A 25265-nucleotide genomic window follows, 5' to 3' on the forward strand; every position below is an offset into this window, starting at 1 on the left:
AGGGTTGTTACAGCAGCAGGTCGATGCGGCCGGCCACGATGTGCAATCCATTCACCACGTCGCACGGGATCTTGAGGTTGACGCGGTTCACGTCCTGGCCATCACGCTCAGCAAGTACCCCGTCTTTATTTGCTTCGACCGCCTCTACGATTTCCAGCTCTTCCAGCTTGAAAAGCACATCCAGTGTTTCGCTGCGCAGCTTGTCCGGGGTCCGCTCGGATAGCTTTTCACGCGGGAAGCGCAAGGCAATACGCTCACGGACTGCTTTGCGCACGTAGTCCAGGGTGCGAATCGTGGTCACATCCAATAGGGACACGTCGGTCACCCCTTGGGGGTCCTTGGTGTAGGTGGTGATCGCGCGCACGATCTGCACCCGGTCACCGGGGCCGATCTCCAGCGGTGTCAGGCCGTTGTTGAGCGCGTTTTCCTGTTCGGTGCGGATTGGACGCTGGTCGATGGAGGTAACGTCCATGCCGACCAGCTCTAGGGTGTTGAGCGGACGGGCCGGGTCTTCCTCGCTGGCCAGCACGGCGGCGTAGGCGGCGGCGATCTCGCACGGCAGGCGCAGCGAGCTACGATGCCAAGCACCGGTGATGCGGCCGCCGTTGATCTGGCCCGCCAGCGTGGTGCCGGTGGCCAGCGAGCCGGGCCAGCCGAACACGCCAAGCGCGCCGCGCTGCTCCATCGGCCCGGACACGAAGTCCAGGTGGGTGCGCAGCACAGTCAGTTGGGTTTGGCTGGACAGCGGCGCGACGATAATGTTGTGGCCAGCACCGGCCACGGCCGCCAGGGTGGCGGTATAGTCCGGGTCGAGGGTGCCACCGGCCAGCGTGACCACGGTGGCGGTCAGGCCCGGCGCGGTGCAGCTGGCCACCAGCTTGATGTCGTTGCCAAGCGTGCCCTTGTGGTAGCAGGTGTGCGTGACCACGGCCGCAACGGCGGCGCTGGTGACTGGAATATCCGGTCGGGCGGTGACGGCGGCCGCCAGCGCAGCTGCCACGGTGGCAGCGGTGTCACCACTGTTGACCGCGACGTCGACGCGGTTCGCACCCACCCACAGCGTCAGCACGCCGCTGCCGGTGGCTGTGCCGGCCAGCGTGGTGGTGCCGCTGGCCTGGGCTCCTGCCGGGTCGGCGATGGCGACAGCGGTCAGCTGCAGGTAGGGGTTGGCCTTGATTGCGGCGCGCACCATCAGGTGCAGCTGCGAGCCGTGGCCGAACAGTTGGGCTGCCTGTTCGTCGCTGAATACGTCAACCGGAGCCATCGCCGCCTGGGTGCCTGCGACTAGCTTCTGTCCCAGCATCAGCACCTTCTGCAGATTACCCGGCAGCGTGCGCACCGCCAGCTTGGTGTTGAACTCGAAATACTTGCCCGGCTTGCGGATGCTGGACGGGATGCTGTCGAAACTGATGTTCTGACTGGCCATCATTCACCCCCTTTCTTGGCGGCATTTTTGACACCGTCGGTTTCGGCCGGTACAGCTTCCACCTCGGTGGCGCTGGCCACCGCGTCGACGTCGATCAGGTCGCCGTCGGCCACGATGCGCAGATAGTAGGTACTGTTCGGCACCTCGACCGCTTCAGCGTCGGTGATGAACTCGCGCGGCTTGTCTTCCTTCGGCACCTGGATGCCGGGCGCGGCTTTGACTTTCATGGTTCGCTCCTGGTGATGAGATCCTGGGCGTCGGCCTGGCCGTCGTCCGGGGTCAGGTGGTAATTGAGGCCGGTGCGCAGCCAGTCGGGATCGGGCTGGCCGAGCTTGCCCTGGTAGCGGGCGAACACGGCATCGGGACTGGTCTCCGCTTCCGGCGTACCGGGGGCCGGCGGGCTGGGCCAGTGGTCGCGCGGCAGCGCCTCCTCGATCCAGGCGGTCTGGAACTCGCAGGCGAATACCGAAAACGCCTCGCGTTCCAGCCGGGTGTTATAGAGGGTGCGCACCCGGCCAGGCATCAGCTCCTGGATAGGCAGACCGAGATCCTGCGAGGACAACAGCCGGCGCACGGCGTAGACCAGTGGATAGCTACCGACCTCGCCCTGGGCAGGGCCACCACGTCGGCCTGCCGCTTCGCCGCGCACGCTGCGCTCACCCACCATGACCACGAACTGCCCGGTCGCCTTGAACTTCTGGCGGCTGGTGCCGTAAGGCTCGGTCTTGGTGACGCCGCCGAAGGTGACCCAGGCGGCCGGGAAGCGGCGGATGGCTTCTCCCAACCCCTCGTCCAGTTCGCCGCCGTAGCTGCCGACCTCTTGCACCATGCGACCGAGGCCGAGCCGCAGGCGCGCGATGATAGCGTCCTCGGTCTGGATCAGGATCATCAGAACGCTCCGCCGTCACGGGCGAACACCCGCGACCCCGTGGCGAACTGCACCGTGTTGTCGACCGGGGCCGGCCCGCCGCCCGGCATGCCGCCGAGCGTCACCTTGCCGTTTGCCGCCAGCTCCAGGAACTTCACCGCGTCGCGGTAGCGGTCGCGAATGTCCTCGGTCAGTTGGGTGCCGCTGCCGCAAAGGCGGTAGCGGGCGATGTCGCAGGCGTAGCCGGTGAGGATCTTCGGCGGCTGGGCCAGCGGTAGCGGATAGCGGCCGCCGATATAGCCGTCGATCTCCACGCTGGCATCCGCCAGCGCCTCGCTCAGCACCGTGTCGTCGATCTGGCCGGTGTAGTCGCGGTCGGTCAGCGCGATGACCTCCTTCTCGCCAAAGCGCTTCACCATGTCGTCGCGGGTGGCGTACACGATCAGTCCTCCTCGGCGAGATGGGTCAACTGCACGGCCAGCATCGGCTCGTCGTACAGCAGCTTGAACTCGTCCTCGGTCAGCTCCGCGAGGCGGATCTTGGAGACTTCACGGCTGAACACGCGACCGGCACGGCGGAAGCTCTCGCACTTGGCCACCACCTCGATGGCGTTGGGCTCGAACAGACCGGCCACGGCTTCAGCTGGAGCAGCATCCTGGGTGGCTTGCTGTTCCACCTGCGGTGCCGGTTCCTGCTCCTCCTGGTTGTCGCTGGCCACGCCCTGGTCGGCGTTCTGCGAGTCGACCGGTGGGGTCGCGGCATCCGCAGCTTGCTGCTGCTCGATCTGTGTCCCAGCGTCCTGCTGGGCTTCACCCTCGGCCGGGACGGCCGGGGCGACCTTGGATTTAGGCTCTGCCATGATCTCCCCCTCGCTTACGCCACGCTGCCGTCGGAGCCGTAGGCCAGCTGCCAGAAGCCGTAGCCACCAGCGGCGCGAGCTTCGGCACCGAACTTGAACTTCTTGCGGTCGAACACGTTGTCGGACTGCGGGTCGATCTGCTGCACGAACACCGGCTTTTTGCGCTCCTGGTAGATGAACGGCTTAACCGGCTTGGTGGTATCCAGCAGGAACCAGGCGTCGTCCGAAGTCAGGCGCGCATCCACCACCAGCTCGGCAGTGCCCTTGTACGGGTTGGCCTTGCCGTCATCCAGGCGATCACTGGTGAGCAGCGCGCGGGCCGTATCCTCCAGGGCAGGCGGCACCAGCAGGACGTTGGGGTTGATGTTGAGCGGGCGGCCTTCGTCGTCCTTGAACTTCTTCATCGCGGTACGCGCTGCACCATAGCTCGCTTGGGCAGCGGCCTGCGAGGCGGCCGACAGCTTCTTGGTGCCCTTGTTGGTGACGGACTGGCCGTTGACCGCGTGGTCGACGTCGAAGAAGTACTGGCCGTCGTAACACAGGCTGGTGAAGCCCTTGTTGACCAGGTCGAAGACGATCTCGTCCGGCAGCTGTTGGGCCGAGAAACCGGCCATCTGTGCCTGCGGCGCGTAGATGCCCAGGTTGTCGTCCTCGATGTCGTTGCGGTCGACCTCGACAGTGGCTTCCCAATCGTCGTTGGTGATGCTGTAGCCGGAGGCGGCCAGCGCCTTGACGGCCTTCTCGCCGATCCACTTCTGCATACGCGGGAAGGTGGACAGCCATTTGTAGTCGTTGGAACGCGCGGTGGATGGCACCAGCATGGCGATCTTCTGCCACTGGCTCGGCGCGGCGTCGAAGGCGTTGTTGAAAGTGGTCTTCAGGTTGACGAAGATCGCCTTCAGGGTGGAAGCGTTAACGATCATGAGTACTTGCTCCTGTTAGATGACCCACACGCCGTCGGCGTCGACGGCGACGACGATGCCGGCTTGCGAACGGGTGTTGGCACCGTTGGTCTTGGCCACGGTCTGGTTGTCGACGATGTAGCAGGCACGGCCGAGGCTGGCCTGGGTGACCGGGTCGCCGTTGTCGTTGGCCCACTTGAACGCCTTGCCGCGACGCACCGGCACGCTGATGACACCGTCAGCGCCGGCCGTGTTGTCGACGTTGGCATCCGCCATGCCGAGGTAGGCCAGCGTGGTCGCGGTCGCGCCCGGCGTGGCAAAACCGGTGGCACTGGCCGCCACGATGGTGCCGGCCGGGATCTTTACGCCAGCAGCGACCGGCACGACGATCAGCTCGCCGTCTTTCAGCGGGGTATTGCGGTCTTGGGTAGTCGCAGCCATGTGCTTACTCCTTCAGTGCGGCGGCCACGGCCGTCGGGTCGTTGCCAAACATGCTGCAAACGGCCAGCGTGTCGGCGTCGAGACCAGTCACCGGATCGCCTGCAGGCGGATTGCCCTGGGTTTGGGTGCTCGACAGCGCGGCGATCTTCGGCGCGGTAGCAAGGTAGCCCTGCAGCGCGGCGAGGTTGCTCTTGCCCAGATCGCGCGCCCAGCTCTCTTGTGCGGTCAGCAGGCGGCCGTCGGACAGTGCCGCCACCACCAGCTCATCAACCTCGCGGCCTTGCTGCTGGGTGGTCAGCGCAGCAACCTGCTCCTGCAGGGCGCGCATGGTCTCGACCGATACGAAGCGGGCCGGGTCGACCTGGTTGGCTGACAGGGCGGCGATACGCTGCTGCTGGGTGCCGACCAGGTTGACCAGGTCGACGCTGGCGGCGGCAGTGCCCTGGCCGTTGGAAAGCTGTTCAACCAGCTTTTGCAGCTGGGCCTTGATGTCGTCGGCGGTTGCGCCGACCGGTAGGTTGAGCAGCCAGCGCAGCTGCTCGATCAGTTCGTCCATCGTGGAGTCCTCCTGGGAAACGGACTGGGTTAAGGAAACCAGACGCGACAAGGCCGCCACCTGTAGTTCAGGCAGCTCGTCCAATGCCGGGTTATTGGTCAGGGCAACATGCAACAGACCGGTGACACGGCCTTGCTTGTCGTAGGTGAAAACTGGGGAGAGGTAGAGGTATTCCATCGCCAAGATCATGGCGGCGGCCTTGTCTGTCCACTCCACGTCGGTGGCATAGAGGCCATCTTCGCGCCACTCCAACTCGCTGAACCACCCGCTGGCGGGGGCTGGCTTGCCGTTCTCGACGCTGCGCAGGGTCTGGTGCTCGTAGTCGATTACATAGCGCGTCTCCCGTTGGTTGGCTTCGGCAATCAGGATGGCGGCCAACACTTCATCCAGCTTCCAGGCGGCGCACTCGGCCGGACGGCCGTCGCGGGCACGGAAGGTGCCAGCCGGGAGCAGCTTGATGACGCGGGGAGCCTCGCCGTCGGCGTTGCCGAGCTGGGAGAGGTCAACCGTCAGAGCGGCGATGAGAGGTGTTTTGTGTGCCATAGCCCCCATTGTCGAGGGCATGACAAATGGGGCTTAGTTGAGGGGCTTCAGTAGGATCGAGGGCAAAAGCTTGCAGTCAGACTATGGCATGGCCAAAATGCCCTTTTACATGCCAAGGAAGTGATTAATATGCGAAGGAACATGCAAACAGTTTTGGCCATCTTGGAAGGCTGCGAGAAAGAGCGTGATGGACGTCCTACGTTGGCCTCGGTATGTACTTATGTCGCGGATACCACTGGAGCCGGACATGTCGAACAGGCCTATCACATGACTCTGCTAGAAAATGGCGGCTTTATTCGCTTGGAAAAGCAAAGCCTAGAGATGATGCGCGATAACCCGTTTGTGTTGTTGACTTGGTCTGGGCATGACCTACTGGAGTCGCTGAACGCCAAATAGGCTCAGGAACAACGGTTTGAGAACTTACGGGGAACATCATGAAGAAAGTACGGGTAAGCATTTATGATCCTGGTGATCGGTGTACATACGATTTGGACCTGACGCAGGATGACATGTTGGCGCTGTGGAATATGAAAAACCTGAAGAAGCACCTGATCGACTTGCCGAGCATCGGCGGCAACGCCAACCTGTCTGGCAATCAGGTTCACATCATGTACCGGAGTGGTGGAGGCATGGAGAGCATCGGGGTAAATTTCTTCACACTGAAGAAGATTTTGGAAGAGGCGCTCCCGTCATTCAATTGACCCGCGCAGCAAGGCGTTTAAAACCCGTTTAATTTTGACGATACCCCATCCGGCAGTATCACCCCCGCAGCCAGACAGCAAAAACGCGCCAAAACGGCGCGTTTCTCGTTGCTGACCCTCAGTCCCCAACCACTCCGCGCAGGTAGTCGTTCATCGTTGCTTCGATCTCGTCGACGTCCTGGTCGGTTAGCAGCAGGAACGGCCGAGCAGGGATATTCGACCCTGGGTGGTTGACCTTCTTCACTACCCGCCCACCGAAGGCGAGCGCCTTCTTGTTGCGTGGCCGGATTTCATGCGGCCGAGTCTGGCCGCCGAACTGGTGGATGGCAGCGTATTTGACATTGGTGCCGACCACGGCGTTGTCGTTGTCGCTGGCCGGGACGATAGAGGAAGCGAGTCGACCAGTAGCCTGCAGTATCTTGCCACCGGCCCGGCGCGGGTTGGGTTTCAGCCCCTGCCATTTCGGCCTACCCTCCTGGGCGAAGTTTTCCTCGACCGCATCGGCCATAATCCCGGCGATGGCCCGCATGACCGGTGCGCGATGGGTGACAGCCTGCTCCAGCCGCTCCAGCGTCTGCATAACCCCGCTGCAGTCGATCTTGATGTCAATCATCGGCTTGCCTGCTCCTGGACGAATTGCCGGGCCAGCTCCGGCGGGTAGCGACTGAGGTCCGGCTGGTACGCCGCCAAGCCGGGATTGAAGCCAAAGCCGGCATCGGCCATGAAGCGCTTGCCAGTGGCCGGGTCATTGAAGGCTATGGCAGGCCGGGTATTACCTTGGCGGTCAATAGGCTGCTCGACCGTTTCCAACCGCCCCTCGCTGCTCGATGTAGCCAGACCCAGCCGGTCCATCTCGCGTTGACTGCGGGTACGCACCCGGCAGCGGCAGTTCCAGCCGTTGGGCGGGTAGAAGGTGCGCCAGAACGGGTCGTCATAGCGGAACACCCGGCCGTGCAGGCTGCGATGCGCCGGCCGGGTGCGGTTGTCCATCACCGCCACGTACTCCCAGTACGGGCGAAACTCGGCGTTGGCCAGCTGCTCCTGGAAGCGCCCCGCCATGTAGGACGACTGCAGGTTGGTGCGGAAGATCGTTTCCAGGCGGCGTGGGTTGAGGCGCTTGCCGTGGATCTCGCCAGTCTCCTGGTCAACGATCCGGCCCTTGCCCCACCAGCCCTTGGCCTCCAGCAGCGGTTGCAGACGGTTCTGGAAGTCGGCCAGGGTTTCGCCGTTGTTTAACGCGTCGGTGAGTGCGCCGCGAACGTCGGTCAGCACGTCGAGTTTGGTCACCCCGGCCACGGTGAACGCCTTGGCGTGCGCCTCGGCCCACACGTCCTGCCACTTGAAGCCAATGGCGTAGCCCTTGCTCTCGAAGTAGGCGATGGCCTCCTCGGGCGGCAGGCCGATGGCGAAGGACAGGTCAACCTGGCTGGCGTCAGGTGTGGCCATTCAAGCGCCCCCACACGTCGGCGACGAAGATCGCGCGCGCCAACAGATCGGCAATGGCGCTATCGTCCATGTCCGGGTATGCCGCCACCAGCGATTCGAGCGCGTCGTCGGGCGTCGCGCCGTCGCGGATCGCCTGGATTACCGGCGCGAGCAGCTGCTCCATCCCAGTGTTGATCGCGTCGGCCGGAAGGTTGTCGGCGGCCGTGTCGAGCACGGCTTGGTCGGGATAAACCACCTCGCCCTGGGCATTGGTCAGTACGGCGTGGTATTGCAGGCTGGCGGCCGCCGTTTGCGCTGGTTTTGGCACCGGGCGTAGCTCCGGCGGCAGCGCCATTTCTGGACGCGGCGCGGTGAGCACCTCTTCGCCTTCCTGCGCCTGCGGGATGGCCAGCTTGTCGTGCACCCACTTCACCGGCACCTTGACCCCCAGCCCAACCAAGTTTGGCAGTACCTCAGCGTACAGCTTCAGGTCTTCCGGCTTGCGAGTGTCGAACTCCAGGCGAGGCAGACGGCGCGGGTCCACCTGGCCGAAGTTGAGCACCGCCATCGGGTACAGCAGGTCGCGGGTCAGCGTGCCCTCCAGTTGGCGCGCATCGCTCACCGTCAGATCGTGGCGCACCTCGTTGTGGACGTTGCCGAGCGCGTTGGTCGACGACTTGCCGTCGGCCTGGCTGGTCAACGTGCCACCGAGGATCGCCTTGGACTGCGAGCGCTCGCACCAGCCAATCATCGCCTCGAACGGCTCCTCGCTGCCCTGGGCGGCGTTCTGGAATTCGATCAGCATGCCATCCGGGATGATACCGGCCGCGTTGTGGCCGATCTCGGCCACCGCGCGCAGCAGCGTCGCCTTCTCCTGGTTGGTCGCGCCGGCCGGGTACTTGCCGACCCGCAGCGGTAAGCCGTAGATCTCCAGGAACTCGGCCAGATCGCGCACCGAGTAGTTCTTGAACAGGTATGGCCACGCCAGCACGCGGTGCAGGCCGGCGCGGGTCAGGTAGCCGGACTTGGCCTTGTGCTTGTGGATGACCCAACCGAACTTCCACGGCTCGGCCCCTTCGGTGCTGCCGTCGCGCAGGCGCAGCGCGTTGCCGTCATGCGGCAGCGTCTGGAACCAGCGCTGCGGCCGCTGGGTGAGGCTTTGCGGCAGCCAGTCGCTGCCGAGCCGCTGCCAGGCAATCTCCAGCGCGGAAAAGCCGTGGCCGATGCCATCCAGGCAGTCGAGCAGCACGTCGTCCCAATCCGGCAGATCGGTCAGCCACTCCTGTAGCTGCTCGGCCTGCTTCTTCTCGGCCGCACTGGCGTTGCGCGGCGGCGCGATACGCCAGTCGAGCGTCAGGATGGCGCGCTTGCGCTTGCTCATCTCGGCGAAGATGTGGGCGTCCTTTTCCTCCATGTCGGTGAACAGGTCGGCCTGGGCGGCCAGTTGGCCCTGCTCGGCCTCTTCCAGAATGTGGTGCAGCTTCTGCGGTGTCAGGCCGCGCGATGGGTGCTCCGCGAACTCGCGCGTCACCCAGCCGACACGGGCAGTCTGCGGTTCGGTCAACACTTCGCGCTGGATGGGGTTGCCGTGCTGATCAAGAATTTGCGGCATATTTGTCACTCCTACCACGCCCCGGCAGAGAAGCTGCCGAAGTCATCATCGGCACCGCTGGCACGCGGCACCGGGGTGTATTCGATCTGGCCGCCGCCGGACAACGCCCCGGCCCACAGCATGTGCAGGGCGTCGGGACCGTCGTCGTGGTCGGCCTTGGGGAAATGGCGCAGCTGCTCGATCAGCGTGTGCTGGCTCGGGTGCAGCCGGATCAGGCCGTTGGCCATGTGCGGCTGCAGTGTCTCGATGCGCAGCAGCTTGTCGCCGTGCGGATTGACCGCGCGGGCCGGTACCGGGATGCCACGCTGGGCCGAGCGCTTCACCAGTTCGGTGCGCATGAACTCCTGGAACTGCACCGACTCGACCAGCCACAGCACGCAGCGGTACTCGGCCTGAAAGGCGATCACGTCTTCGATGATGCGGTCAGGCAGGCGCTTGCGGATGCTGGCCTCGACCACATCCAGGATGCCGGTGTGGCGGTTGTAGCCGCCCACAAGGATGGCCGACGGGTCGCGGCTGGAGCCGGCCTTGCCGAGTGACGGGTCGCATGCACCGTAGAACACCCACTCGCGCAGCCGGTTCACCCAGAAGGTGATGCACTCGGCAAATGGGGCGTCATCGCCGGACAACGGGTCGTTCTGCTGTTCCGAGTCGAACGCGGCCTTGCCGTCACGCGCACGCTTGGTCATCAGCTTGTAGAAGGTGGTGCCGCCGGGCCAGCAGATCGCTACGCCCTTGTCCATGTCCGGCCGGTGCGCCTGGTAGAACGCCTGCGCCTCCTCCTCGCCCTGGCCGAGCAGTATCTCGGTCCAGCGGTCCCACAGGTCCATGCGGTCTGGCCAGCGCTCGACAGCGCGGAACTTGGCGCTCTTCCACAGCGGGTTCTTGATCAGCCGAGCCAGCACCGAGTCGTAGTGCAGAATGGTGCCGATGATGAACACGTCGAGGCTGTCGTCGGCCGGGCCGAGCGACAGCAGGCTCTTGGTGATCCAGCTCATCAGCTTGTCGCGCTGCTCCGGGCTGCGCACGTTCTCGTCGTTTTCGAGGTCATCGCCGATGACCAGGTCCGGACGGTGCGGGCCGTGGCGGCGGCCCCGGATCTTCTTGCCGGAGCCGAACACTTCAACCTTTACGTCGTTGGCCGTGACGATTGTGCCGACCTGCCACACCCGGCCGCGCCCGGTCGCCTCGGGGAAGTCCAGCACCAGCCGTGGATTGAACTCCAGCTCGGCCTTGATCGCCTCCAACATCGGCCATGCCTGTTCGATAGCGTCCATCACGATCAGCGGGTAGTGCTTGCGCCCGGTGACGATGCACCACAGGGTGCCGATCTGGGTGACGATGGTTGACTTGGCGTGGCCACGCGGCGCGGCTACCGCGTCGTGGTCGCCGATGCCGTTGTCGACCACTTCCTGGAAGCGGTCGAACAGGTAGTCGTGAACGGTAGCCGGGCTGTGTTTAACGTAGTGCGGGAAGTAGGTCTGCGCGAAGAAGCGGAAGCTGGCGAATGCCTGCAGCCGACGTTGATCACGCGCAGCCGGATCGGGGTCGAAGTTGTCACACTCGGCGTCGATCTGGCGGCGGTATTCCGCCGCCAGCAGCGCGACGTCCTGCAGGAAGTCCTTTTTGCTGATCTTCTTGCTCATACCTACGCCTTTGCCGCCAGTTCAGCACTTAGTAAGGCCAGCGCCAAATGGGCATGCCCTTCGGGGTAGGCCGCTAGTACCTCGCGTAGCTGTCGGTTGGCTTCGTCGACCTTCAGCCTGTCTTCGTCTGGTAGATCGGCTATGGTGCCCTTGATCAGCAACAGGGTAAGTTGGTCTTGCGTCATCGCGTCCTCAGCCATAGGTCTTGGCCAGCTCTTCGCCGAACGGTTCCAGTACCTCGACGAACGCCTGGGCGTGCTTGGGGTACTTCTCCCGGATAAAGGTCGCCAACTTCTGCACCACGTCCATCGCGGTGGCCAGCTGGCTGGTTTCCGGTAGTACCTTGCGGCTGGCGGCCACGGTCTTGTTGAAGCTGTCGGCCAGGCTGGCCAGCATCTGCACCTTGGTCTCGGCCTTGATGTCCGGGTTGGCATTCAGCGTGTCCATCGTCGCCTGGTACTGCGTCAAAAATCCCGCTAAAGCCGCTCGGGCGATGCTCTCGATACCATCACCAGACAGAATGGCCGCAGCACGAAACTTGTCCCAGTCGTCGCCTTCATCCATCGCCTCGCGCTTCCAGCGGCTGGCGGTAGACATGGACACGCCACACTGCAGCGCCGCCATTTCCAGCCCGATGCGGTCGAACACGTACAGGCGGCGGACCTTGTCGCGGGTTTCCGGGGAGTGCGCCATTTACAGCAGCGCCCGCTTGACCATCTCGACCGCCAGTGCAGTGCCGACGGCGACGATGCCGCCACTGATGGCCCCCGCCTTGGCCGCCTGCTGCTCGACATGGCGCAGTCGCGCGTCCATCGCATCCAGCCGAACGTTCTGCTTGGCCTGGCTGTCCACGATCATGTCCAGCTTGCCTTCGATGCGCCCCAGGGCGCGGGTCAGTTCGTTGTTGTCGCCGCTCATCGGGCGCTCCTTTTCTCGTGTTCGTTTTGGCAATCAATGCAACGGGTGCAGCCGGGGACACACAGGCGGCGTCTCTCTGGGATAGGCTCCCCGCAGTCATTGCAGTGACTGAAACTGGAGCCGGCTTGCTGTTTGGCGGCATGCCTGGCCAGCGCCTCCTCACGCTGGCGCTGCTCCAGCTCCTGGGCACGGTCAAACATGTCGGTCACGGCTGCACCTCCGAAGTGGCCTCGGTATGCAGCCGGATGTAGGCACTCAGCTGGGCGTCGAGCTGCTGACACCACTGGCCGTAGTCGGCAGCGTGTTCAAGGAGGTCGGCTGGCGATAGCCCGGCTTCGGTGCCGGCGGCCGCAGCGGCTTCACCAGCATGTCCGGCGTCGGCTGCGGGCAGATCAGCTTCACCGCTGGCGGTGTAGCCGAGGAACTGTCGATAGAGGCGCAGGCTGTCAGGGCCAAGGCCAGTAAAACGGGGGCCATCAGTGTGGGTCGCATCGGAAATCCTTTGCTTGAGTTGGCGTTGCGTCACTTCCAGTTGCTGCTTGGTTTGCAACAGCTCCCAGCCCACCTTGTGCGCCTGTTCGTTGAGGCGTTGATAGGCTTCCTGGGCGACCGCCTGTTCGGTCAGGCGCTGCTCGGTAAGGCGCAGCAACTGGCGGGTGTGATCGGCGTCGGCGGTGGACAGCTTGACGGTGTACAGGTTGGCCGCGCGCTGATAGCCAAACTGCTCTGCGCCATACAGGGCCGCGCCGGCCAGCGCGGTGATAAGAAGGGGCTTTACCCACCACGGTAGGACGTTCATCGGCGGCTCCTTTGGCGATTGCGACGTTTACGGGCAGCACGCTTGATCGCTGCCGCCCCGGTCTTGCCGTGGCGCGGAACCGGCCAGCTGCGGTACAGCGGTGCGATCCAGGGCAAGGAGGCGGGACGCGCCGGGCTAGACCGCTTGGTCAATGCGGGCTGTTCGGCGGCCGGTACGAACAGGCAGCACAGCCAGCTCAGCAGGCGCTTCAGACGGTTAAGCATTGCTCGCCCCCTTGCCGCGCCAAGCGGCGATCAGGCGCAGGGCGGCAGCGTAACCGCCGACCAGGCCGAGGTAGATCAGCCAGGTGTCGGTCGTGAGGGTGTCTTTCACGCCTTGGTACACGAACATGCCGGTTGCCGTGGCGCAGGCCACGTTGGCCCACAGCTTGGTGTGGCTCATGCGCCCGGTATCCGGGTTGGAGATCAGATCGGCCAGGCGCATCACTGATACCCCTTGGCCAGTTCGAAGTGCGGGAACTCACGGAACGGCGCGTTGGGGCGGCCATACCAGTTCAGGCCCAGACCTGTGCCGATCTTGCCCATCACCTGCCAGTGCGGATGGCTGGCATCCCACATCGGCTTGCCGCCAACCAGCGGCACCACGTCAAAGGCGCGGGCGGCCGGTTTATCCTTGATGGTGAAGTTATGCGCGGACTGGCCGGCTCGGGCGTTGGTCACGCGCGGGCCGGGCTTGGTACGGCCTTGGGCATACAGTTCGTCCTGCTCCTGGCCGGAACGGTAGGTACAAGTAATCAGTGCATCGACGCCGGCATCCTGGCACTGCCGAAGGAAGGCATTGCAGAGCGGTTGCAGGTCGGGGTGAAGGTCTTCGATTCGGCGGCTGGCCATGACGGCATCCTGTGGAATGGAACACCGCCAGAATAAGAAAACGCCCCGATTGGGGCGTTATGATGGGTTTCAGTTAGTTGTTACTTTGCAGACACTTGTTTGATAAGCCGTTTTGCTAGTAGCCATGCTGCTTCACTCTGATCAGGGCTCAACTTACTGCAATACGTCCATTCATTCGAGTAGTCTCCAGTTTGGACTTTAGGATTGGTCGATACTGCGATAACGCGATACCACGCACAGGCATCTACAGGTTTTTTGGCAATGAAATTTGGTGACTGAGGCGTTCCCCAACCTGTTGCATAGCTATATGCTAAATTTCGTTGTGCTTGGTAGTCACCTCGCATTGCTTCTTGCTTCATTGCGGCTTCAGTTGCGGCACAAGCAGCGGTCGATACCAATGCCACTAGGAGTAAAGTTACGATTTGCATAAATTTAATCATTTCCTCATCCTTTTTGTTTAATCACCACTGAATGTTAAAACAGTACTTCCTGCCGTGTCTCGCTAACCTGATCGGCTTTTTTCAGTACCATCCAAACGTTTCGCTCAGTCATCTGGTATCGCCTGGCCAATTGGTTTACAGCATAGACAGCTGGATGCTCACGAGTTTCTTGGTCAAATTCGGCACGGATCATGCGGTCGCGAACTTCGCGCATCGCTACTGCGCAGCGGGGAATCGATAACACCTCCCCACCGAAATGGCGCGTCATTACATTTGCGGCATCAACACCAACCACCTCTGCCAATGCCTCGTAGCGGATTTGACCATCACGGCGCTTGTTCTTGGAAATCGGAAACGTAGTACCGCCCCAGGATTCAATCAGTTTCAGTGCTTTGGGAAGACCGATCAGGTCGGCAATCAGCTGCGCCATCTCTGGCAACAGGTGCTGCACGTTTTCCAGTTTCATCCCAAGTTCCTTCCGTGTCGTTTTGCATCGTAGGTCAGTGCCGCCACAAGCCTCACCAGTTGATCCGCGTCCAGCCAATCCGTCTTGTCCACGCCAAACATGCGCTTGGCCATCGCATCGGCGTAGCTCCAGGGCCGTTTGGCCTCTGCCAGCAGCGCCTCGACTTTGCCAATCAGCGCCTTGCGGCCTCGGCCCACACTGGGCTTCTTGCCGGCCTGCGCGGCAGCCTTTGGCTTCCAGCCGCAGCGCTGCAGGTGCGCCAGCACCTTGGTCACGCCGGCATCGGTCAGATCTTTGCTCGATGAGACGCCGGCAATGCTCTGCAACATGGCGCGGTAGGTTTCGTCATCAATCGCTAGCTCTTTCTTGGCGATGTGTATCTTGGCCAGGGCGGGATTGCGGCTCATTTGTCACTCCGTTAAAACACGTTGCGGAGCCTGCTTTAACAGGCTCGACACCGGGTTCTATTCCTCTACAAAAGCGGTTTTTGTCTCTGTTTTCTCAGCCAGCTCGACGCTATCGCAGACCTTGCACAGATGACCGATGGCCGCTTTTCCGCTGGACCAGTCCGGCAGATACAGGGTTACCGAGCCATTGATGTACTTGTCTTTTTGCACCCAGCGCTTGCCGAGCTTTTTTTCAAGCTCCTTGCGCTTTACCGGACTAACATTCGGTCTCACTGACTTGCGCAAGAATTTCTGCTCTGGGCACGGGGTGTCACCCTGCGCCCATTTGTAGTCGAGTACCCCATCAATGAAGGTGCAGACCCTGTAAGTCATGCCTTTGCTGCTGCGGCGGACCTCAAGCGTGATCCGCCGACCATCACACATCAGATCGGCTCTTCCCCATGGGAAGGACAGATCCGAAATGAGCTTTTCCTTTTGCGCTGCTGTCAGCTTCTTCACGGCTTGCTGATTCATTACTCGTCCTCCTCTTCATCCGTGCTGGGCGTAACGCTGAAGGGGAGTTCCCCCAGTTGGGACAAAGCGATTTGCAGACCGACACGCATACCTTTGGCAATGTCGCTGCCTGCCTTGATTTCAATGTCAGCCAGTTTGATATTGGCGTCTGGGTGATCCACGATGGCTTGCAGGGTGGCGACACGGGAGGCGTGCCAGTTCTGAAGCTGCTTGGTGAACTCAATTACTGCGGGGTCGAAAGTTTGCATTGCTGTCCTTTGGCTGCTCACGGTGGTTAAACGGGTTTACTAATCGGTCTCGACAAGATTGCCGGCCGTTTCCTGCATCTTTTCGGCCAGCTCAGCCAGCGCGCTTTCGTTGTAGGCGTCGACATCGCCCCATTGCGCAGCCATGTCCAGCAGCTTCCGCTTCATGGCCAGAAGAGACCGGCGCTGGCCGGCTGCGATCTGTTTGTGTGTAGGGGCCATTCACTCTCCGACCGGCTTGCCCGGCTGGCTGAAAATCACTCCATTGCTCTCACGCCGGCCATTGCTCTTTCCGCGCCATGCCAGCCACTTGTCCAGCGCTTCTGCAGCCTCACACTGGTTTGCTGCCTCGGGTATGCCTGGCACCAGCAACTGATCACGCTCCCAGCCATGCCGGGCAGCAGCGGTCAATTCGCCCTTCAGGAAGGCCTTAGGGCCACGCGCGATGATGATCCCGCCCTCGGGTACCTGCTCCCCGCTGCCCATCTCAATCAGCCCAGAGGCCCAGCACCAGGCGACTTGCGGCGTCATGTCGTAGTAGTTTTTGCAGCCACAACGCGGGCAGACCAAGGTCTTGCCAAGCTCTGATGGCATGGCAATGCGTTCTGACTCTTGGTGCTTGTTCCTGCAGCGGGTGCACTGCACGAGGATGTCTTTGTGGTCTGTCATCTCACACCCCCGCAATATCCAGCGACACAGCACGGTACTGGTCGGTATCGCCGATGCGCTCATACACGCGGATGTAGCTCTTGGAGCATTGCACCCGTACCGAGTCACTAAGGGCAGCCATAGCGCGCTGCCATTTCTCGTCCTGGATGTCGAGTCGACGCAAACCAAGAATGCGGCCGGTACTGATGTTGCCGGCTTTATCCACGTTGAAGGCATCGCCTACGATTGCGCGGATTTCACTGCGGGCGTCTTCGGTCCATGCGTGCAGGCACTCATCAATAAGAATCTTGGCCGCCTGCAAACCCTCATCAAATGTCAGGGTGTCCTGAATAGCTCGCTGCACCTTGTAACGACCGTCGAAACTGACCAGGGAAACATTACCCTTGGCACCACCCAGTTTTGCGCCATAGCGTTCCCCAGACAGTTCGACAAAGGCCCCTATATCGGCAAAGACGCTGTTCTTGAAATCAGCCAGGGTCTTGTTGACGGCCTGTGCTTTTTGCACGATTTCTGTCACCAACTGATCACGAGCCAAATCGATAGGCTTGATCGACTCAATCGGGATCAGACGGCCCTTGGCATCTTTGCGGTACCCTTCGTGGATGTTTTGCATTACCTGTTCCTCATTCCAACAATCTGTTTCACTTGAGCCAGCTGCTGCCGGTTTCGCTCAAGCCATTCCGGGGTCAGCCGGGGTTCTTCCTTTGCATTCCAAAACCGCCTGCTGCCTGTCGGTGGCTCCGGGCCCGGCATCACTGGATCAGGGGTGCGGGGCTGTATTTCCTGCTGTTGGACCGGTTCCGGTTCCGGCTCGGTAGGTGCGACCGGGGCGGCATAGGCATCCAGTTCGTCCAGGTAGTCGTCCCACACGATGCGGCGGGCTTCTTTCTTGTCCATGCCCATCTGCACCAGCAGTTCCACCTCTCGGGTCAACCGCTGCTTGGTGTCGGCATCCAGTTCCTGGTTGCTCAATGCCCAAACTCCATCCAGACGATGCGGCAGCCGCCCAGGCTGAACTGGCCTTCGCGGTACGGCCCGAAGTGGGCGTCTTGGCCGAAGCTGTAGTAAACCGCCTCATTTTTGGCGATCAGCTGGCTGCACTTCCCGCAGTTCTGGATGCGGATGGTCGGTCTAGCCGGGGTATCCATCTCCACCTTCACTACCGTGAAGCCGTTCTGACTCAGCGCCTCGATGGCCGCCGCCACTTTAAAAGTGGCCGCAAGCATCAAGGCATTAAACGGGGGGCGCTTTGGTTGAATGGCTTGTTGCTGCATGGTCACTCTCCTTTCGGGCGGTTCGGGCAGCGCTGGCAGGCTCGCCAGTGGCCCAGTTTCATCGGGTGGTGCGTTGGGGCAGCTCCAAGAGAAATAGAGCGGCACTCAATTTGCGTCATGGTCTGGTCGGAGTGTGGGCACTTGACCACGTCCAATAACGCCAGCGTGGCCTTGGCAATCCGATCACTCTTGCCCGGATACTTTCCCGCTAGTACCAGGCTGACGGTGGCAGCGCTGTACCCCAAACGACTGGCTACTGCGCGCATGCTGGTGCGCTCGGCTTCCATTCGGAGCAGGTCAAGCCAATGGGTGTCAGAAGTCGTCATGATTCATCTCCTCTTGCCACACCACCTTGTCCAGATTCGGGTCGTACACGTAGGTGTTGCGGCCGACGACCGGTGGGCGCGGCCCGGAATAACGCTGAGGCTCGAAGCGATAGCGAGGAGGTGATTTCTTGCTGGCTGCTTTGACCTTAACCACGTATCCGGCCTTGATCAGTTGGCCGATGTACACGCTCGCGGTGGTGTGGGCGATGGCACGTTCTGGCGTGCTGGCCTGTACGGCCAGCTCACGTGTAGTGAACTCTCCGCCGACGATGCGCATCGTTCTCCATAGCGCTTCGGTACACAGATCACGCTGAATGGGCTCACCCTTGGCGTTCAGGCGCGGGTATTCGATTCCGCAGTCACGGATCAGACGGAAATGCTGCTGGTCGTTGCACTTGCTACGAGTATTGATGCGCTCGACGTATCCGCCCTTAACCAGGGCATTGATGTAATGCTGGATGGCCCCCAGCGTAGCCATCGAATCGCTATGGATCAGGAAGGCAGTGAAATCTTCACGACGAGTACGAATGGCTTCCCAAATTCGTTGGAAGGAACCACGGCCACCGGCACTCTGCATTGGCTTAGCTTTACGAGCGGTGGTCGCCGACATTAGATGCTCCCCCGACGTTTCGGCGCATCGCCGGTATACAGGGGGCGGTCACCCCATGCCGAGCGGTCTACCTGATCCCAGCCTTCAATCAGAGCCGCGTCATAGACGTTGACCAGGTTGACCGATACTCGACGCACCGACCCATGGCTCAGCGTAACCAGGTGCGACAACAGATCGTCGGCCAAGGTGATATCCGGGCAGTAGATCGCCGCCAGCTTGCGCGCATCATCCAAGCTGACAGGGGCAGCAGGCAGCCAGGACAGCACACGACCATGGAAGCGCTCATGACGCTTCAACTTGTTCGGCAGCATTTCCTCACCCACCAGCAGCAGGCTGGACTGGCTGCCTTCATAGATGTCGCGTACCAGTTCAATCATCCCGTCTTTGGAGGCGGCATAATCGAACTCGTCCAGAATCAGCGGGCGACGGCTGGCCGCCAGTTGTTCGGAGATCTGGTCCAGCAAATCAGGGATGGTCCCAGTAGGTTTGATGCCCATCTCGAAGAGAATTTTTTCCAGCAGCGTCTTGCGGTTCCAGGCACTACGCATCTGGACGTAGTAGGCGCGGCTGCGGTTGGCCACAGCCACCGTCGCTGTCGTTTTGCCCCAGCCGGACGGGCCGTAGTAAACCGCGAAGCCGGGCAGGCCATCCTGGCGATTAACCAGCTTTTCCATTACCACCGCGACCAGATCAAGATTGGCAATCGGCGCAATGCGGTTGACGAATTGTTCGCTCATGTCTGAGAATCCTTTTCAGATACGTGTTTTAGTTACGCCGATGCCTCGACCGCATCGGCAAATTTTTTGGTCATTACTTTGTATTCATGGCTCTTGGCATAGCTGGTGAGCCATTTCCCCTCGCGTTCGCTGAGCGTCACGCCAGCTTCTGCCTGTGCTCGCAATGCCCGGTGCAGCTCAATGCGCTGTTGCGGTTCTGTTGGCACCTGAAAGTCGTCACCGTTAACGGTTCGTACTGCGGTGGGGGCCGTTAACGCGGCTTCGGCAACTTCCTGCACTACCGGCATCCGTTCGAAAGCCCCTGCGATATCCCTGCCAGTGATGCCTGGCAGGACTTCGCCCTCTGCCATAACGAGGGCTGGCCGCAAGGTGGCGGTGGCCAGATCGATCTTGTCTTGGGCGCGGCGAACCTGACCCTTCACACGGTTCTCCAGCAGCTTGTCGCGCATCGATACCGGGAAGGCAGCGCGTTTATTGCCATCCACCCCGGCCAGGCAAACAAATCGACCTTCCAAAGTGCGGATCACCACGTTGGCCGGGTCATGAATATCCACGCCCACTTGCACTTCCTGCCCATCCACCAGCATCAGCTCCCGGCTGAAGTAGACGTTGTTCCATAACTGCACCTCGCCACGGCGTGCAGTGCGGATGAAGGTGGGGCGGAACAGGTCTTGTAGCTCCAAGGGCGACAGCACGGTGTCTTCCTTGCGGCATTTTTCGTCGTAGTACTCTCTCGGCGTCATATGCACACCACCGCGCTTCGGCAGTTCGCTATGTGGCCGGTCGTTGTACTCGGCAATGGCTGCCTCCAGATCCGCTACGAACTGGGCGAAGCTCGGTACATGAGGGATAGATACAGCGATGCCTTCCGGGGCGTTCTTGGCCGCATTCAGTGCGCGGGTAACGTCACGATTCACCAGACGTAGCGTGTCGCGATCAGCACCATTGCCACGGAATGTCGGGTATTTACGGGCCAGCGGGATGGTGATCGTCTGCCAGGCCCGCTCAATCAGGCCACGGCCTTGCGGGTTTCCAGGGATGCCGGTTTCGTGGTGAATGCCGATACGCGGCAAAATCCCGGTCAGCGGCGCATCCAATACCTTGCCGGTCTCGCCAGCACCGTTATCGCTGTAGTACATCAGCGGTGGCGGAAAGCGGGTCATCCCGTGGCGCAGCATGTCCGATACCGCAATGACGTTCTCGGACAGGGAGATACTCCAACCCACGGCCAGACGGCTTGCGCCATCCAGACCCAGCGAGACCTCCATTTGTTGGGGCTTGCCGGTCTCTGGATTGATCACGGTGCATTTCATGCCGTGACCGTCGCCAACCCAGACATCCCCAGGCTGCAACTGACTCCAGTCACGGCGGATAAATGGCAGCTTCGATTTCAAAGCGGCACCCGTGTGGCGGCCTTGATAGAGCATTACCGGCGGCAGCTTTTTAAGGGAGCGACGCACTGTGTGCTCGCTGGGAATATCTTCGTTAACTGGCAGGTTCTTCAGGAACTCCCGGTATGCCTCTGCCAGCGGCGGCTTGCCCGGCCGGCGGTAAGCGGCCAGAAACTCACCCATCCACCAAGGTAGGGTCATATCGGGTTGGCGCTGCTGTGGAGCCAAGCGGCGCAGGCGCTCAATCGGACTGCTGGTCGACTCGAACAGGCTGCACCAGCGGAACAGTGTGCGGCTGCTGACAGCACGGTCGTCATTGCTCTTGGCATTGGCCCGGTCCACCAGTTGTTGCAGCAATTCCGGCAGCGCCCGGTTCTTGGCTGCATCTGCGACATGGAGCGTGGCTTTTTTCTTGCCCAGCACCATAGCCACCTTCAGCACCTCGGACACCAGGGCACAGCGAGCCTCGGCAACAACACGCTGGGCATCGGTCAACTGATCCACCGTATGCAAGGTCAGATTCAGCTGTTCTTCACGACGGACAATGCGTTTTTCGCGAGTAGTAGCCTGCTCAGACCCCTTAGCATTGGCCAGCAGAGCCTTGGCTTGGCGTTTCTTCAGCTCTTCCTGTGCGGTAGCAGGAAGACTTGCGAGGGAGTATTCAAAGCCACCGCCACGACCTGATTTCTTCCTGGCATCCCAGCCTTCAGTTTTTGCTCTGATGCCAAGCCCCTGAATCGTCCCAGGCAACCCAGGCAACCTCATTGCCGCTAGTTCGGCAGCGCTGTAATGTGTTTTTACTTCGATATGGCCTTGGTTCATGCCACATCTCCGAATAGTTCAAGTTCTGGCTGACCGATTTTGATAACGTTCTCGCGGTGGTACGCCACCTGAGACAGCACCTCATTCAATGCCCCTAAGGTTTCTTGCAGGTCCGTTTTGTCGCGATAAAACTGTTCCAGCAGCATCACTACCTTGCCGAAGTTGCCCTGCATTTCGCCCAGGTCGCTGGCCTTGGTTTTCTTGCCAGTAGGGATCGTGATTACCACTCGGCCACCATGTGCGGTGCAGAGGTATTCGCTGATGTGCGAAGCCTTGCAGAAGGTTTCAAACTGACGGACACGGTTAAGAGGAATGGAGGACTCAGCCATCCAGCGGTAGTAGGTCTTCACATCGACGCCCATCAGATCAGCCATGCGCTTGGGCACCAAACCGAGCTTTTCAGCGGCAGCCAGCTGGCACTGAATCGCATCGTCCAGACTGCTTGGGATAGATTGACCCTTGCGGTTTCTCATGGGCATTAACTCCTGTGCGAGAATCGGAGCGCTGGCGATTAACTGCCGCCATCGCTACGATTTACTCAACAGCAGCAACAGTGCGTTGCGATGCTTTGAGGGTATTTACTGAGGAAGGGGGAATACTTGGGAAAACTGGCTTAAAATGGCGCTTCTCGTAGCGGCTCGGCCAAATGGCTTCCGGCTCAACGCCGATGGCGGCAGCGATGATTTTTTCCGCCTTCGGCCACGCTCTATCCAGTGCATTGTTCAGCGCACTCGGGCTCAGATCAGCCGCGATGGATAGCTTGCGAAGAGACCAGCCAGCCTTATGGACGGCCGCGACGATGTCCGCCCGGTGCCAATCCTCGGCGGTTTTTTTTTGGTTTGCTGATGTGCTCATTTCTTAATCTCTTGCGGTGATTATGTGAGCACATGATATGACCAAATAGGTTCAAAGTAAACATGAAAAGGTTCATTTTCATGTTCAAAGTAATAGCAAATGTTGCCATTTGTGCAATTGGTCGGATTGTTTGCTTAAAATTCAAAGGCTTATCATGAACCCTAAAGCTGAGAAAGATTTCAAAGATCAACTTTCAAGTTCAGCCGGTGAACCTGAAAGCTCAGGCTTTCACCAAAGGCTTGCCTCCTTGCTGCCTGCATTCAAGAGCGTGCGTGCTTTTGCTACAGCATCTGGCGTATCGCAAACGGGTCTTCAGCGGTTGATTAATGGTGGAGAGCCAACGCTATCTACCTTGATTGCCTTGGCTAAAGCTGGGGGCGTGTCTGTTGAATGGCTTGCTACCGGCCAAGGCGCATCGCCTACCGACCAGGCTGTTGACGGCAATAAGCGGTCTTGCCCATGCCACGACACGCTAGGCAATCCAGTAGATCTGGAAGAGTTCGTTTTCATACCTCGTTACAACCTGAAGGCGGCAGCTGGACATGGGGCGGCAGTTTCTGGTGAAAAGCCCATGTTCACCATGTCTTTCCGCAAGTACTGGATTGAGAACTACCTGCGCGTTGACCCAAAAGACTTGTCAGTGCTGTCGGTCAAAGGTGATTCAATGGAGGGGGTTTTGAATGATCGGGATGTGATCCTGGTGAATCATGCTGATACGCACCTCACCAGTGGGCTGTATGTGCTGCGGGTTGATAATGATTTGATCGTCAAGCGTGTACAGAAGCTACCAGGAGCGAAGCTGCGGGTTCTGAGCGCCAACGAAGCCTACGATCCGTTTGAGATAGACATGAACAGCCCTGACGTTGATTTTTCAGTAATCGGTCGTGTTGTCTGGTTTGGGCGTCAGATCTAATGGCTGTTAATTCTTACTAAGCTCATCGCGTTTACTGCTACTTCGGTGCCAAAACGCTGCTAATTTTTTGCCATTTACTCGCAATCGCTGCCAAAAATTTTGCAAGCCGTTTTGGCTGCTATCTTGGCTGAAAAGCCTACAGCATAAGGCTCTCCGCCGGTCGCACCTCTCCTCTCCCTGGTGACAAACTAACTACCACCCCACAAAGCATGCCGACGGGTGACGCTGCTGCGGTTTTAAGCGGCTGGCTGTTTGAGCGATTGGACCTTAGCCAATCGCGAGTTCCAGCCGTGCCGCAGCAGTGTCAGGCCCCGGAGGGCAGCCGCAGGCCATACGATGTGGCTAGCTTTTCCCGTAGTGGGGATCTTTGGCCAAGCAAAGATCCCTTTCCCGTTCGCCGCGCGGAAGCGGCACTCAAATCATCATCCGCGTGAGCGGATGCAAAACCCTGTTATTTTCGCTGCATAAGCCGGATGTATCTGGTCGGATCGTGGCGGAACGCCCCGGTAATTCCGGGGCTTCCACCCTACGCACCTGCCCTGTAGGATGGATTCCCCGAAGGGGCGATCTACTGTGAAACGCTCCCGAATAAATCCATTTTCTCCGCTGTAAAACCACCGCACCAACGCGCCCACTGGACCCCGTCAAGCATGCCGACGGGTGACGCTGCTGCGGTTTTAAGCGGCTGGCTGTTTGAGCGATTGGACCTTAGCCAATCGCGAGTTCCAGCCGTGCCGCAGCAGTGTCAGGCCCCGGAGGGCAGCCGCAGGCCATGCTTGTAGGGTGGCCTTTGGGGTTGGAAGGGGCCTTTGGCCAAGCAAAGGCCCCTTCCCCGCCGCCGCGCGGATGCGGCAGGAAATTTATCATCCGCGCCAGCGGATACAAAACCTGTTTTTACTAAGCTGCTGCAGATGATAGGAATTGGTCGGACAGGAAATCAGCCCCTGCTACTGCGTGACGGGAATAAAAAAAGGGCCTGGGCAAATTGCCCAGGCCTGGCTTGATGCACGATTAAAGCCGCAGATTGCAACGGGACAGACTCACTCGCAAACCCGGCGCCACCGGGTATGCACCTAGCTATATGCAAACACCGTGCCAGCTTTTTTCCAGACATGGCGTCGGAAAAAACCGACATTTTTTGCTGCGCCGCACCAACAACAAGCCTGCCATGCACTGATTTCAGGATTTCCTGCACAACGCTGCAGCATGAGTACGCTATGATTAGCGCATGAATACGCCTGCCAACACCAACAAACCAGAACCGCAGCCAGAAGCGGAGCTGCGCGCACCGGAAAACGAGAACACACTCGCCACCATGGCCATGCCCCTGGGGGAAACGGTGTTGACACTCAGCGCCAGTGGCGCCCCCATCTATGGCATCCTGCACCGCAGCCGTGCCATGACAAGTCAATCAGATTTCTTCCGTCTGCAATTCCGTGGTTTTGCCCGGATAGAAGGCAGCCAATGGCAACATTACGCCAATGACGATGCCCGCTTTCACACTACCTATAACTGCGCCTGGGTGCGGGTTGACCATCCCAGCCGCTCGGTTACTTTCGGCCCTAAAAACGGGGTCAACTGCACCGAAGCCTTTGCCGGAAAGGGGCTGGACACTTTTCTGTTTGCCCAGACCATTAGCTGGGTGAAGGGCATTTACCCGGATTACGCCATCAATCCGGGGTTGATTGCCATTACCGGCAATGCCAGTGAAGAAGAAAAGCTGCGCCGCAATGCCTTTTATGCCAGCCAGGGTTTTCAGTTTGACTGGCAAGATGCAGCACAGCGTACCGGCCTGTATTTCAAGGACAAAATCAGCCGCCTGCTGGGGGTTTGGGACAAGGAACATATCCAGGAGGTGGGCGGCGAGGCCATGTTGCAATCGCTGGCCATGCAGGACGAGTCGCGTGCGGCGCTGGAAGAAAAAGTGGCCCGGCTGGAATCGGCCCACAGCAGTATGAAATCCGCCCTGCAAAAAGAGCGCAATACTTCGCAAATTCTGATGGGAGTGCTCATCATCGGGGTAATGCTGGCACTATGGGCGGTGATTTGA

General features: G+C 60.5%; 40 protein-coding genes. 4 read left to right on the top strand and 36 right to left on the bottom strand.

Features of this window, described 5'->3' with window-relative positions; translation table 11 throughout:
* Window positions 1-7: 7 nt before the first annotated feature.
* The 8 genes from DLM_RS13555 to DLM_RS13590 are packed head-to-tail and all read right to left on the bottom strand — an operon-like array spanning window position 8 to window position 5595.
* Window positions 8-1426, bottom strand: a complete 1419-nt coding sequence (locus DLM_RS13555) for a phage tail sheath subtilisin-like domain-containing protein (protein ID WP_089084619.1) — start codon at window positions 1424-1426, stop codon at window positions 8-10.
* On the bottom strand, window positions 1426-1653 hold the full coding sequence (locus DLM_RS23705; RefSeq protein WP_089084502.1) for a DUF2635 domain-containing protein: 228 nt from the start codon (window positions 1651-1653) through the stop codon (window positions 1426-1428). Before DLM_RS23705 ends, DLM_RS13555 begins: the two co-directional genes overlap by 1 nt.
* Complete coding sequence (locus DLM_RS13565; RefSeq protein WP_089084503.1) at window positions 1650-2315, bottom strand: DUF1834 family protein; 666 nt, start codon at window positions 2313-2315, stop codon at window positions 1650-1652. The genes DLM_RS23705 and DLM_RS13565 overlap by 4 nt, the downstream gene beginning before the upstream one ends.
* Window positions 2315-2734: a gp436 family protein gene (locus tag DLM_RS13570; protein ID WP_089084504.1), complete on the bottom strand. Its 420-nt coding sequence runs from the start codon at window positions 2732-2734 to the stop codon at window positions 2315-2317. Before DLM_RS13570 ends, DLM_RS13565 begins: the two co-directional genes overlap by 1 nt.
* A 2-nt stretch (window positions 2735-2736) precedes the next feature.
* Window positions 2737-3153: a hypothetical protein gene (locus DLM_RS13575; protein WP_089084505.1), complete on the bottom strand. Its 417-nt coding sequence runs from the start codon at window positions 3151-3153 to the stop codon at window positions 2737-2739.
* A 14-nt stretch (window positions 3154-3167) separates the two neighbouring features.
* Window positions 3168-4076 carry a Mu-like prophage major head subunit gpT family protein gene (locus tag DLM_RS13580; RefSeq protein ID WP_089084506.1) on the bottom strand — a complete coding sequence of 303 codons (909 nt, stop codon included), beginning with the start codon at window positions 4074-4076 and terminating at the stop codon, window positions 3168-3170.
* Between the two features lie 15 nt (window positions 4077-4091).
* A complete protein-coding gene (locus DLM_RS13585) occupies window positions 4092-4496 on the bottom strand; it encodes a hypothetical protein (protein WP_089084507.1) in 405 nt (134 codons plus the stop codon).
* Between the two features lie 4 nt (window positions 4497-4500).
* Window positions 4501-5595 (bottom strand): phage protease, encoded by a 1095-nt coding sequence (locus tag DLM_RS13590; RefSeq protein ID WP_089084508.1) that lies wholly within the window; start codon window positions 5593-5595, stop codon window positions 4501-4503.
* Between the two features lie 141 nt (window positions 5596-5736).
* On the opposite strand from DLM_RS13590, the gene DLM_RS13595 reads away from it, so the two are divergent.
* Together DLM_RS13595 and DLM_RS13600 are read left to right on the top strand one after the other, a co-directional pair.
* Complete coding sequence (locus tag DLM_RS13595; protein WP_167467111.1) at window positions 5737-5991, top strand: hypothetical protein; 255 nt, start codon at window positions 5737-5739, stop codon at window positions 5989-5991.
* 38 nt (window positions 5992-6029) lie between these two features.
* Complete coding sequence (locus DLM_RS13600; protein ID WP_089084510.1) at window positions 6030-6296, top strand: hypothetical protein; 267 nt, start codon at window positions 6030-6032, stop codon at window positions 6294-6296.
* Between the two features lie 118 nt (window positions 6297-6414).
* Here the strand turns inward: DLM_RS13600 and DLM_RS13605 are convergent, their stop codons facing one another.
* From DLM_RS13605 to DLM_RS13735, 28 genes are all read right to left on the bottom strand, one after another.
* Entirely contained in the window at window positions 6415-6909 is a 495-nt protein-coding gene (locus DLM_RS13605) for a phage virion morphogenesis protein (protein WP_089084511.1), read from the bottom strand.
* Window positions 6906-7742 carry a phage minor head protein gene (locus tag DLM_RS13610; RefSeq protein WP_089084512.1) on the bottom strand — a complete coding sequence of 279 codons (837 nt, stop codon included), beginning with the start codon at window positions 7740-7742 and terminating at the stop codon, window positions 6906-6908. The genes DLM_RS13605 and DLM_RS13610 overlap by 4 nt, the downstream gene beginning before the upstream one ends.
* On the bottom strand, window positions 7729-9333 hold the full coding sequence (locus DLM_RS13615; protein WP_089084513.1) for a DUF935 domain-containing protein: 1605 nt from the start codon (window positions 9331-9333) through the stop codon (window positions 7729-7731). Before DLM_RS13615 ends, DLM_RS13610 begins: the two co-directional genes overlap by 14 nt.
* A gap of 11 nt (window positions 9334-9344) precedes the next feature.
* On the bottom strand, window positions 9345-10967 hold the full coding sequence (gene terL / locus DLM_RS13620; protein WP_197715590.1) for a phage terminase large subunit: 1623 nt from the start codon (window positions 10965-10967) through the stop codon (window positions 9345-9347).
* A gap of 14 nt (window positions 10968-10981) precedes the next feature.
* Complete coding sequence (locus DLM_RS13625) at window positions 10982-11164, bottom strand: hypothetical protein (protein ID WP_089084620.1); 183 nt, start codon at window positions 11162-11164, stop codon at window positions 10982-10984.
* A gap of 7 nt (window positions 11165-11171) precedes the next feature.
* Window positions 11172-11672, bottom strand: a complete 501-nt coding sequence (locus DLM_RS13630) for a DUF1804 family protein (protein WP_089084515.1) — start codon at window positions 11670-11672, stop codon at window positions 11172-11174.
* On the bottom strand, window positions 11673-11897 hold the full coding sequence (locus DLM_RS13635) for a hypothetical protein (protein ID WP_054285934.1): 225 nt from the start codon (window positions 11895-11897) through the stop codon (window positions 11673-11675).
* Window positions 11894-12097: a TraR/DksA family transcriptional regulator gene (locus DLM_RS13640; RefSeq protein ID WP_197715591.1), complete on the bottom strand. Its 204-nt coding sequence runs from the start codon at window positions 12095-12097 to the stop codon at window positions 11894-11896. Before DLM_RS13640 ends, DLM_RS13635 begins: the two co-directional genes overlap by 4 nt.
* 5 nt (window positions 12098-12102) lie before the next feature.
* The gene (locus tag DLM_RS13645; protein WP_089084517.1) at window positions 12103-12696 is read right to left on the bottom strand and encodes a hypothetical protein; all 594 of its coding nucleotides are present in this window, start codon (window positions 12694-12696) and stop codon (window positions 12103-12105) included.
* A complete protein-coding gene (locus tag DLM_RS13650; RefSeq protein WP_089084518.1) occupies window positions 12693-12920 on the bottom strand; it encodes a hypothetical protein in 228 nt (75 codons plus the stop codon). The genes DLM_RS13645 and DLM_RS13650 overlap by 4 nt, the downstream gene beginning before the upstream one ends.
* Complete coding sequence (locus DLM_RS13655) at window positions 12913-13140, bottom strand: hypothetical protein (protein ID WP_089084519.1); 228 nt, start codon at window positions 13138-13140, stop codon at window positions 12913-12915. The genes DLM_RS13650 and DLM_RS13655 overlap by 8 nt, the downstream gene beginning before the upstream one ends.
* Window positions 13140-13547, bottom strand: coding sequence for a M15 family metallopeptidase (locus DLM_RS13660; RefSeq protein ID WP_089084520.1), 408 nt, complete (start codon window positions 13545-13547; stop codon window positions 13140-13142). The genes DLM_RS13655 and DLM_RS13660 overlap by 1 nt, the downstream gene beginning before the upstream one ends.
* Window positions 13548-13627: 80 nt before the next feature.
* Window positions 13628-13987, bottom strand: coding sequence for a hypothetical protein (locus DLM_RS23115; protein WP_145985860.1), 360 nt, complete (start codon window positions 13985-13987; stop codon window positions 13628-13630).
* 34 nt (window positions 13988-14021) lie between these two features.
* Entirely contained in the window at window positions 14022-14453 is a 432-nt protein-coding gene (locus DLM_RS13665) for a Mor transcription activator family protein (protein ID WP_089084521.1), read from the bottom strand.
* Window positions 14450-14860, bottom strand: a complete 411-nt coding sequence (locus DLM_RS13670) for a gp16 family protein (protein WP_089084522.1) — start codon at window positions 14858-14860, stop codon at window positions 14450-14452. The genes DLM_RS13665 and DLM_RS13670 overlap by 4 nt, the downstream gene beginning before the upstream one ends.
* A gap of 57 nt (window positions 14861-14917) precedes the next feature.
* A complete protein-coding gene (locus DLM_RS13675) occupies window positions 14918-15373 on the bottom strand; it encodes a hypothetical protein (RefSeq protein ID WP_089084523.1) in 456 nt (151 codons plus the stop codon).
* Complete coding sequence (locus tag DLM_RS13680) at window positions 15373-15621, bottom strand: hypothetical protein (RefSeq protein ID WP_089084524.1); 249 nt, start codon at window positions 15619-15621, stop codon at window positions 15373-15375. Before DLM_RS13680 ends, DLM_RS13675 begins: the two co-directional genes overlap by 1 nt.
* Before the next feature lie 39 nt (window positions 15622-15660).
* Window positions 15661-15840: a hypothetical protein gene (locus DLM_RS13685; RefSeq protein ID WP_089084525.1), complete on the bottom strand. Its 180-nt coding sequence runs from the start codon at window positions 15838-15840 to the stop codon at window positions 15661-15663.
* Window positions 15841-16212 carry a hypothetical protein gene (locus DLM_RS13690; RefSeq protein WP_197715411.1) on the bottom strand — a complete coding sequence of 124 codons (372 nt, stop codon included), beginning with the start codon at window positions 16210-16212 and terminating at the stop codon, window positions 15841-15843.
* Window positions 16213-16288: 76 nt separating this feature from the next.
* Window positions 16289-16900: a DUF3164 family protein gene (locus DLM_RS13695; protein WP_089084527.1), complete on the bottom strand. Its 612-nt coding sequence runs from the start codon at window positions 16898-16900 to the stop codon at window positions 16289-16291.
* Complete coding sequence (locus tag DLM_RS13700; protein WP_089084528.1) at window positions 16900-17259, bottom strand: hypothetical protein; 360 nt, start codon at window positions 17257-17259, stop codon at window positions 16900-16902. Before DLM_RS13700 ends, DLM_RS13695 begins: the two co-directional genes overlap by 1 nt.
* On the bottom strand, window positions 17256-17561 hold the full coding sequence (locus DLM_RS13705) for a hypothetical protein (protein ID WP_089084529.1): 306 nt from the start codon (window positions 17559-17561) through the stop codon (window positions 17256-17258). The genes DLM_RS13700 and DLM_RS13705 overlap by 4 nt, the downstream gene beginning before the upstream one ends.
* 2 nt (window positions 17562-17563) lie before the next feature.
* Window positions 17564-17887: a hypothetical protein gene (locus DLM_RS13710; RefSeq protein WP_089084530.1), complete on the bottom strand. Its 324-nt coding sequence runs from the start codon at window positions 17885-17887 to the stop codon at window positions 17564-17566.
* On the bottom strand, window positions 17874-18497 hold the full coding sequence (locus DLM_RS13715; RefSeq protein WP_145985861.1) for a hypothetical protein: 624 nt from the start codon (window positions 18495-18497) through the stop codon (window positions 17874-17876). The genes DLM_RS13710 and DLM_RS13715 overlap by 14 nt, the downstream gene beginning before the upstream one ends.
* Window positions 18497-19234 carry an AAA family ATPase gene (locus DLM_RS13720; RefSeq protein ID WP_089084532.1) on the bottom strand — a complete coding sequence of 246 codons (738 nt, stop codon included), beginning with the start codon at window positions 19232-19234 and terminating at the stop codon, window positions 18497-18499. Before DLM_RS13720 ends, DLM_RS13715 begins: the two co-directional genes overlap by 1 nt.
* Window positions 19235-19266: 32 nt before the next feature.
* Window positions 19267-21447, bottom strand: a complete 2181-nt coding sequence (locus DLM_RS13725) for a DNA-binding protein (RefSeq protein ID WP_089084533.1) — start codon at window positions 21445-21447, stop codon at window positions 19267-19269.
* Complete coding sequence (locus DLM_RS13730) at window positions 21444-21920, bottom strand: hypothetical protein (protein WP_089084534.1); 477 nt, start codon at window positions 21918-21920, stop codon at window positions 21444-21446. Before DLM_RS13730 ends, DLM_RS13725 begins: the two co-directional genes overlap by 4 nt.
* 61 nt (window positions 21921-21981) lie before the next feature.
* Window positions 21982-22302 carry a helix-turn-helix domain-containing protein gene (locus tag DLM_RS13735; RefSeq protein WP_089084535.1) on the bottom strand — a complete coding sequence of 107 codons (321 nt, stop codon included), beginning with the start codon at window positions 22300-22302 and terminating at the stop codon, window positions 21982-21984.
* A 151-nt stretch (window positions 22303-22453) separates the two neighbouring features.
* On the opposite strand from DLM_RS13735, the gene DLM_RS13740 reads away from it, so the two are divergent.
* Window positions 22454-23215: an XRE family transcriptional regulator gene (locus DLM_RS13740; protein ID WP_420000719.1), complete on the top strand. Its 762-nt coding sequence runs from the start codon at window positions 22454-22456 to the stop codon at window positions 23213-23215.
* 1228 nt (window positions 23216-24443) lie between these two features.
* Entirely contained in the window at window positions 24444-25265 is an 822-nt protein-coding gene (locus tag DLM_RS13745) for a hypothetical protein (RefSeq protein ID WP_089084537.1), read from the top strand.

It is taken from the genome of Aquitalea magnusonii, assembly GCF_002217795.2.
In the GTDB taxonomy this organism is placed as follows: domain Bacteria; phylum Pseudomonadota; class Gammaproteobacteria; order Burkholderiales; family Chromobacteriaceae; genus Aquitalea; species Aquitalea magnusonii_B.